This is a genomic window from Psychromonas sp. Urea-02u-13, assembly GCF_002835995.1.
Taxonomy (GTDB): Bacteria; Pseudomonadota; Gammaproteobacteria; order Enterobacterales; family Psychromonadaceae; genus Psychromonas.
Genome location: NZ_PJBZ01000133.1, coordinates 1 through 6,429, shown reverse-complemented (window position 1 = coordinate 6,429; position 6,429 = coordinate 1). Strand labels below are relative to the sequence as shown.

The following is a 6,429-nucleotide window of genomic DNA, read 5'->3' as shown; positions in this document are numbered from 1 at the left end:
TGAATACTTCACTTATTATCCAAATTCAGGTTTTTAGACATAATCTGATTAATAAATAACGCAAAAAGTATAATAAATAGTGCTATCCATGTATTGGTTTTAATCGATTCATTGGTTACTAGGGCACCAATAAAAACACCTACCGCAGGCACAATATAGTTCGTCATTGAGGTAAATACTGGACCTGAATTTTTAATACACATCATATATAGGTAGTAAACAACCCCAGCGCATATTGCTCCTAAGTATAGTATCGATAATATAGCGGTTGTCGACGTTGCTTGATATTCAAAAGGTGTAGTGATAAACGCGATAATAATTAATTGAATACTTGCCGCAGAAAGCACATTTCGAGCAACAATTAACGGGTGTTCATCTCTGACTCGATTCAGTAATAATAATGCAATGGCAAAGCATACTGCCGCAACGATAATCGCCAATGAGCTAACTAAGTTAATTTCTCCTGAGCCGGAAGATAGCTCAGGATAGAATAATACCACTAATCCGCTAAATCCGACTATTACGCTAATTGTATTGGCCGCATTAATTTTTACTCCTTTGACAAAAATAGGTGCTAACAATAATACATAAAATGGTAGTGTTCCCATCAATATGGCGGCAATCGAACTATCTAAATGTTGCTGCCCCCACGGAACCAGCACAAACGGAATTGCAGCTTCAAGTAATCCAATCACGCTAAATAAAATCCATTGCCTACTTGAGTTTTTTATCCCTATTGATCTGCAAATGAGAATTAAAGTAATTGCTCCAATGGTGGCACGTGTAGCTCCAATCCAAATAGGCGAGAAGCTAACCAAAGCGAACTCCTGAAATATAAATTGAGAGCCCCAAATGAGCCCAATCGCTAATAAAGTTAAATAGTTTTTAAAAAGCATTGTGAGTTAACCTAAATTATGTATATAAAAATGAACAGCATCACTACTATAAAGCATTTGTAGCATTAGCTATTTGAAGTGCCATCATGATAATCTCTGATGAATTTATTTCCATGTTGTAATTCCGCTTAAAAGACCGGAACGTTATTATCGCTTTTCTTCATTGAAGAAAATTTTAAAATATAATAGTTAGTGATCACGGAAAATACGAGTTGAATTGATTAGCTTATCTGAAATTCCATTGACTCTGAGTGCGTGCCAGAGAACGACTGCATTGATACTAAGTATAGGGACACCTACAATAGGCTCTAGCCTTTCAGCAACATTAATAAAACTCATGTTTGTTCCACATTGAACTACAGCGTCCAGGCCATTGCCTTTAGCATCAAGTAACTCCAATATAGCTTTTTCTTTAAGTCGATCTGGAATGTGAGCAATATGCTGAGTGTTTCCACAAGACAGCCCTACATCGGCTACTACATTGTAACCAAGCTCATTGAACATTTTCTTCGTTGACGTATTACCTTGAGCTTCGAAAGGAGTGATAATACCAATATTATTGGCATTATACTTATTCAATGCACTATCTATTGCCTCATGACATGTAGTCCAGTCTAAACCAGTTTTTAATTTTACATCTTCAGCAAGGGTAGATACTTCATCTATACCATATAATATATGCTCCAAGCTCATCCCCAGTATCATATAATCGGGGGCAGATAGAGTTGCGGTATTTACTGCTTCTTGTAATCCATCTAAGAATATTTTTTTATAGCGCTCTATATCTTCTTTATTGTGTATTTCAGGCTTGGGAGTAACAACATTAGATGTGTGAAATCCTATACCACGTAGAGATTCGACGTCATGGTTATTAATTAAGACACTCCATATTTCCTTTTCCATCGTCGTGTTGGTTGCAGGTATAATAAGACCAAATTTTTTATACAAGTGTAATGGGTCATCATAATTTCTATTTCTGTCTATATCTCCATAGTTTTTAATGAATTTGCCATTAAAATAAACTCCATCTTTAGAAAACACTGGCTTTGCTTCTTTTCTACTTAGAATGGGGTCAATATTGACACTTTTTATTTCACAAGGGAGTAAGTTATTTATCATCATTCTCTAATCTCTAATCTCTAATCGTTACTGTAAGCACCATTCCATTTGGATACTGCGTAACACCGAACAGTGGTTAATAGCTCGGTGTTTTTATTAAAATATCTTGTCTTTTTTGTATATCTGGTTCGTAGACATCCTTGGTCCAGCACTCTGGTTCAACATCTATCATTGAAACAGAGACAACATCATTAGGACAGGAGAAGCCATTTGAAACAATACTAGAAATTTTATTGGCAATACGTTCTTTATCTTCTCTAGAGATGTCGGTTGGAAAATGTTTAATTAATATATGTGGCATAGTGAACCCTCGCTTATGATGCTTTACGTTTTGATTTTTTCGTGACTTCTGAACTGTTTAATATCTCTGATATTTCTTGAGCTCCGCGCTTTGAAAGAGATTTGTAATGATCATATGTTAAGCTATATATTTCTGGCTTAGTTGAGTAGTAACCATTGTTATTGTCTATAAAAGAATAATCATCTCCGATTGATTGTAATATGGAAATGTTAGATTTTATTGTTCTTTTTTCTAATTCTTTAAATGTATATTTAAAATCATATGTTTCTTCAACTATGGAAACAATCCTTTCAATAGTACCTGTATCTATTTCTGGTATGCGGTTTTTAACAAAGCCAATAAATGAGTCTTTGCTATTAACAAAAATCAAACACTGGTCAAGATCACTACCTGATATTTTTCTAAAGAAAACGGAATATAAAATTGTTACAAATTTAGTGTTTTTGTAAGAAGTAATCTCTGCAGCGTCCTCTTCTGGAATGTTTAATTTTGGAGAACCAGGTGCAATCAGTCCTAGGTGTTTCACAACATCTCCCCCTTTTTCGAGCTGATAGGCTGTTTCGAAAGCTACTTTAGCCCCAAAAGAGTACCCCCATAAATAATATGGACCAGTTTTTTGTACTTCCTTAATCGCCTGAACATCAGCGATTGCCATTTCTTCTATAGTTGAATAGGGAACCTCGTTCGAGTTGATACCATAAGATTGAATGCCGTAAAATGCATTGTCAACACTTTCTGCTAAGTTTTTCAATCCCATCGGATACCCACCAAGTCCTGGCCAACAAAATATATTCTTATTGCCTTTTTTGTTATTTAAAGACAAAACTCTATTTATGATAACTTCTTTGTTAGTTAAGATATGCTCTTCAATTTTCTTGATTGTGCATCGTTCGAACAGTATTTGAAGAGGCAATGATAAACCCATACTTTCATTTATCTCAGATATGAGCATCACACCACTCAATGAATCCCCGCCAGATTCAAAAAATTCATCATTTATTGATACATTGTTATACTCTAGGATTGATGACCATAATCCACATAGTTTTTTTTGCAACTCGGTTTCAGGCTCGACACTAAGATAGTTATCACTTTTAACCTCTTTATAATGCATTTTTTCTAGCTGTTTGTTATCAACTTTCCCATTAGGGGTTTGTGGTATTGTGTGCAAAATTGATATTCTATTAGGTATCATATGTACAGGGAGTGTTCTTTTTAAATCATCCTTAAGAATCTCTGTTGGTCCTCTTGAATGAATGAGATCTTCCTTCATACCTTGTGAAAGTATTTGCTCTTTAGATATTGGTCCACCGATTGCAACGTAGAATGCTCCTACTTTTTTATTTTGATCTCCAAGTATCTCTTTCATTCTTGTGCAAGAGGGTAAGTCATAGCCTGTTTTCGAACTATAACCGGATGACATTAGGCCCAACCCTAATTCGTTAAGTTGAAGCTTTTGTAACTCTCTCCCCAACCAGATATATGAATCCCACCGATCTTCATCTTGTACAACCAAGGATATTCCGAAATGAGATTCACTATATACGCTCTGGTTTATGGCAATAACATCCTTTTTCCTAATCGTCTTTTCTGATACAAACTCAACGCCTCCATTGAAGTACTTATACATACCTGAAATCATCTCGCTGATTTTTGAATTATTGTTTTGAATATAAGTCTCGACAGGAGAATCGTATCTGGGATTTTCGCCTTCAATTAGCTCAAAAGAAGCAAGATATAAAGAATCACTTGTTGTAATAATCCCATTAGGGAACACGGTTGACTTAGATAGTGTTGAGACGTGCATTCCATATTCATTCAACACATTATCAAACATACCAACAATGTGCCCTGCTTCCATCTCTAAAACTTCTACCACATTGTTTTTGTATACGCATGAAATAGCCGACAGAATACCAACTAAATGGATCTTTACATTGCTATTGTAGTTAGAGTTACCTACAAGAATAAAAGTGTGGTTGGTTGGATCATAATAATAGACGCCATCATCAATGCCTGTGATATTCGTTAACTCAATATAGATTTGAACTGCATAAAGTGCTCCAGGTGAGGCATACGAATACTTAGGTAGCAACCTATCCTTACTATGGAACTGTCCAAACATTCTCATCATATAACCAACGTCATCGATGGATTTATCGAACGTGGTAATTTTTTTTGTATGGTGATGATTAGATACAAGCTTAATCAGATCGTCGGCTTCAAGTTTTCTTCCTTTAAAACTTCGGTATGTTTTCCTTCCGAACGCCTTTTTAGATTGATCTAATGTTTCCAACTTTCCTGGGAGTTTTATTTTTATTTCCCCCGCAAGAAAGGATCTTACACCCGGGTTAGATAGTTGTGCCTTGACTTGTCTTTTACTGTCTTTAGAAAGATGATGGCTTTGGCTTAACCCTTGATCCATGAGAGCTGCTTCCCTAGGATTTAGCTCGACATAAGCAGTTAGTTCCTTGTTTTCTGTCCTATTGTTTTCAGTTACAATAACACCAGCATACTTAACCCAGTCGTGATTTTCTATAGCGACTTTTACCTCATCTAGCTCTATTCTGTATCCTCTAACTTTTACTTGATTATCCTTTCTCGACACAAAATTTATATTACCAGCATTGTCCTTGTAACCTAGATCTCCTGTTTTATAAATTAAACTGTCCAAGCTTCCACCATAACAACTGCGAAGGATAAACTTATCAGTTGTTGCTTTGTCATTGTTATGGTATCCCGAAGATAATTGCATTCCGCTAATACAGATCTCCCCAACGTCATTATTCGCAACTAACTCACCTGATCCATTAATTATAAATATTTCAGTGTTTTTTACTGGAACTCCAATCGGTATTACATCTGGATAGGATCCTAGGTTATTTAGATCCACATTAAAGTGTGATGCATTGATAGTGCATTCTGTTGGGCCATAAAGGTTTATTAGACTTTTTTCAGGCATATTTTCTCTAAATTCTAGAGTGAGTTTTTTTGTTAAGGCCTCCCCCCCGCAATAAACTTCTACTAATGTATCACATGAGTAAAACTCATTGTATGACAGTAAAGCTTTGAGGAGAGTAGGAACACACTGAAGTGACGTCACGTTATGTTTTTTTATCTCTGATATTATTTTAACAGGATTTTTATACAAATCTGAATCACCAAGTACTACAGTTGTACCGCAGCATACGGATAGTATTTCCCACTGGGCTGCGTCGAAACTCATAGGAGTTTTTTGAAGAATAGTTTTTTCTTCATTGAAATTCAGGGATTCTGAAACCCATTTCATTTGATTGGTGATATTTCGATTATTGATCGGTACCCCTTTGGGCCTTCCTGTACTTCCTGATGTATAAATCATATAAACAGGGGAATCTTCTAAATCTTCAAATGAAGTAATGTTATCCAAACAGATGTTTATCGAGGAGTCGCTTAGTAGTTGCTCTCGGGTAATGATAAGCGTGTTATCATCAACAAAGTTTCGTAGCTTATTTACATACTTTTGTTTAGTGAAAATAACCTTAAGGTTAGAATCTGAAATCATATATTCGATTCTTTCATCTGGGTACTCGGGGGATAGTGGTATGTATCCCATGCCTGATAACAAAGCACCAAACACACAAAAATACATACTTTCATCCTGATCTGTATATATCCCAATATATTGCCCTTTGTTAACGAATGACTTATTTATGAAATTTGAAAGTAGCCCTGCACCTAAAACTATATCTCTATAGGTTAATTCTACGTCACCTTTTTTTACGACTATACTATTTGGCTTGGCCATATAGTGGCCCATAAACATTGACAATATTCCTACTTTTTTTTTACTATTCATAATATTTAAACTCAATTAATAATGTAAGAAAAAATAAGTTTCTGTAAAAACACCTTCTGTTTTTCATTCTGAAACTTATAAAATACAATTTTACCCCCCTCCCCCCAAAAAAAAACCTACGATTGTTGTAGGTTTTTATAAATAAAATGTGATGTGAATTTTTAAATAAAGATGTTTTTTGGCTCTTTCACTTTTCTGTTGGTATGGAAGTGTAGTGGTACAGTGATTTTGGCCACCTAGTTAGAGGTGATATTATTCATCTCACTCATTAAATA

4 protein-coding genes are annotated in these 6,429 nt (G+C 35.2%); all 4 read right to left on the bottom strand.

Features of this window, described 5'->3' with window-relative positions; all coding sequences use genetic code 11:
- Positions 1–8: 8 nt before the first annotated feature.
- The 4 genes from CXF74_RS20240 to CXF74_RS20225 all read right to left on the bottom strand — a co-directional run bounded on the left by CXF74_RS20240 (position 9) and on the right by CXF74_RS20225 (position 6,154).
- Positions 9–896 carry a DMT family transporter gene (locus CXF74_RS20240; RefSeq protein ID WP_101084335.1) on the bottom strand — a complete coding sequence of 296 codons (888 nt, stop codon included), beginning with the start codon at positions 894–896 and terminating at the stop codon, positions 9–11.
- A 189-nt stretch (positions 897–1,085) separates the two neighbouring features.
- Positions 1,086–2,018: a maleate cis-trans isomerase family protein gene (locus CXF74_RS20235; RefSeq protein ID WP_101084334.1), complete on the bottom strand. Its 933-nt coding sequence runs from the start codon at positions 2,016–2,018 to the stop codon at positions 1,086–1,088.
- Positions 2,019–2,091: 73 nt separating this feature from the next.
- Positions 2,092–2,316, bottom strand: a complete 225-nt coding sequence (locus CXF74_RS20230) for a 4-oxalocrotonate tautomerase (protein ID WP_101084333.1) — start codon at positions 2,314–2,316, stop codon at positions 2,092–2,094.
- Between the two features lie 13 nt (positions 2,317–2,329).
- Complete coding sequence (locus tag CXF74_RS20225) at positions 2,330–6,154, bottom strand: amino acid adenylation domain-containing protein (RefSeq protein ID WP_101084332.1); 3,825 nt, start codon at positions 6,152–6,154, stop codon at positions 2,330–2,332.
- Positions 6,155–6,429: the final 275 nt, after the last annotated feature.

Coding starts and splice junctions, on each gene's coding strand:
- CXF74_RS20240 (WP_101084335.1), bottom strand. CDS start 896: ATGCTTTTTAAAAACTATTTAACTTTATTAGCGATTGGGCTCATTTGG.
- CXF74_RS20235 (WP_101084334.1), bottom strand. CDS start 2,018: ATGATGATAAATAACTTACTCCCTTGTGAAATAAAAAGTGTCAATATT.
- CXF74_RS20230 (WP_101084333.1), bottom strand. CDS start 2,316: ATGCCACATATATTAATTAAACATTTTCCAACCGACATCTCTAGAGAA.
- CXF74_RS20225 (WP_101084332.1), bottom strand. CDS start 6,154: ATGAATAGTAAAAAAAAAGTAGGAATATTGTCAATGTTTATGGGCCAC.